The 2,732-nt window shown below is 39.1% G+C and carries 1 protein-coding gene; it reads left to right on the top strand.

The features are described 5' to 3' along the window. Positions 1-787: 787 nt before the first annotated feature. Complete coding sequence (gene ltrA / locus MW688_RS09450; RefSeq protein ID WP_486735720.1) at positions 788-2,608, top strand: group II intron reverse transcriptase/maturase; 1,821 nt, start codon at positions 788-790, stop codon at positions 2,606-2,608. Positions 2,609-2,732: the final 124 nt, after the last annotated feature.

Raw genomic sequence — 2,732 nt, 5'->3', positions numbered from 1 at the left:
AATAGACTCTGTTCACATCTCGATGTGCGATTCGTTCCTGTTGAAGTAGGTTAAAACCCTTATAAGACAGGGCAAGGTAAATCAATAAGGAACCTTGAAACTGAAATTTCCATGAAGGTGACTGAATTCTATTGAGTGACAACACTATAAAAAATAGAAGAGAAATCTTAAAAGAGGAAGTCCTTCTCACTTAATGCTAGTGATAAAGCATAGAGCGCCCTACTTAGAAATGAATTAGGGAGACCCCCAACACGTGAACGTTGACGACGAACGGAGTTGAAGCGGGGCTAAAAACCTGAAAACAATAAAGTACAACCTTGCAATTGTTGATAGGGTGAGCATGTAATTCATAATCGAGCAGGACTGAGATTATCTCAAGGAAGTGAAACTCGTGGGTTAGGAAACAAATCATCGTATGAAGCATCGAAAGTGTGCAGTCGGGGGAGATATAGGTTGAATTCCCGGCGTTCTAAATACAGAGCATGGTTCAATATATTACTAAATTGTCGAGTTGAAGTAAAGCATTTATGTGAACCCGGTGTATAGATGAGACCTAAAGATTAAAAAATGGAAACTTCGGAACGAAGTAACTTGTATATATCTCTTAGATAGGTCGATTATTTAAGTAGGTTAGTCAGCCAGAAGGTGTATACAGGAGGGATGGAGTAAGAAGCAAATACCTAATCTGAAGTAACAGGTAATGCCGAAAAAGGGATGGGGTAATTCCCGGGATAAGCAGACGTACTCCGCAATTAGAACAGAATATACTCGTAAGTAGGAAAGGTAAATGACTAAAACAGTAAATGTGGTAAAGGAAGATAGTTGGAAATGGTCTGATGTCGAATGGCAAAAGGTACAAATAGCTGTTTTCCGCCTCCAAAAACGAATATACAAAGCTTCACGTTGTGGTGATGTTCGGAAAGTAAGACGACTCCAAAAAACACTGATGAGGTCTTGGTCGGCTAAGGTGTTAGCTGTCAGACAGGTAACGCAAGATAATCGAGGTAAGAAAACGGCGGGAGTGGATGGTGTTAAATCATTATCCCCAGAAGCACGTGTGAAACTCGTAGGTCAATTGAAGTTAACCGGAAAGGCAAAACCAACTCGAAGAGTATGGATACCAAAACCAGGAAAGACTGAAAAGAGACCATTAGGAATACCAGTAATGTATGATAGAGCACTCCAGGCATTGGTAAAATTAGCCCTAGAACCTGAATGGGAGGCTAAATTCGAGCCTTCTAGTTATGGGTTCAGACCGGGGAGGTCATGTCAAGATGCGATTAAACATATAAAACAAGCAGTAAAAGGAGCAGAGAAATTTGTTCTAGACGCTGATATAGCAAAGTGTTTTGATCGCATAAACCATAATGCCTTACTAGAAAAAGCCGGATATAACGGTTTGTTAAGGCAACAAACCAAAGCGTGGCTAAAATCTGGTGTATTGGACCAAAGGGTATTTTCTAAGACAGATATGGGAACTCCACAAGGCGGCACATTATCACCTTTATTAGCAAATATAGCTCTACATGGGTTAGAAATTATGTTAATGAAATATGCAGAAAATGCAAAAGGATGGAAATCGCCAAGAGGAGACCAACTAGGGAAAAGGGATAGAATTAAATCATTAACCTTTATTAGATATGCTGATGATTTTGTAGTAATACATAGAGACAAAGGCGTAGTCTTAGAATGCAAGGAATTAATATCCTCATGGTTACTTGATATTGGACTTGAATTAAAACCCGAAAAAACACGCCTCGCACATACGGTTAGACCGAGACTGAGCGAGGATGGACAAGCTGGATTCAATTTCTTAGGATTCAGAATTCAAGGATATGAGATGAGTAAGCATAAATGTGCTGAAAACACTAAAGGTGAACCACTCGGGTGGAGAGCACTCATTTGTCCAACCAAAGAGAAAATAGAGAATCATATGAGAGAAATCGAAAGAGTAATTAAAGCTCTTAAGAAAGCACCCCAAGAGGCTTTGATTGTGGAATTAAATCCTAAAATCAGAGGCTGGAGACAGTATTACAAATATAGTGATGCTAAAAACATGGGGATACTATCAAAATGTGATGCAATGCTATATGAAAAACTCAGAGGTTGGGCAGTATCAAAAGGTTCAAAACAGAACTTCTATAAAGAATACTGGAATAGACACAATGGAAGAAAGATATTTTCAACTGGAAGTAAGGATGACGCATTAAGACTGGAATCTTATAATCCAAAAGGTGAACACCATAGTAGTGTTGATTATATAAAAGTTAAAGGTGACAGAAGTCCTTATGATGGAGATTGGAAATATTGGTCTGTACGTATGGGACAATATCTTGAAGTGCCTAAAAGAGTTGCAGAACTCTTGAAGAAACAGAAAGGTAAGTGTTCGTGGTGTGGATTACATTTCAAAGATGGAGACGTAATGGAAGTGGACCATATAAAGCCAAAATCGAAAGGTGGAGGTAATAGAAAGGAAAACCTACAGTTACTACATGGATATTGCCATGATGAAAAAACTAGGGAAGATGCAAAACTAATGGTAGAAGAATCTATAGCAAAAACGGAAAAGCCATATGAAGAATATGCCAAGGAAGATGTATGGAACTAGGAAGCGCGCAGTGTCAATAAGCGCATTCTAATTGAGTAGCCGTGTGCGGTGAAAGTCGCAAGCACGGTTTCGGAAGAGAGGCGTGGTATAGTAATATACCCACCGACTCAAACAACTTAATGAG

The sequence above is a fragment of the Johannesbaptistia floridana genome (assembly GCF_057440575.1).
Note: the sequence above shows the minus strand (reverse complement) of the source record. Positions and strands in the feature narration are given on the sequence as shown.

Excerpts from the sequence above, each read along its gene's own strand:
- ltrA (WP_486735720.1), top strand. The coding sequence starts at position 788 with ATGACTAAAACAGTAAATGTGGTAAAGGAAGATAGTTGGAAATGGTCT.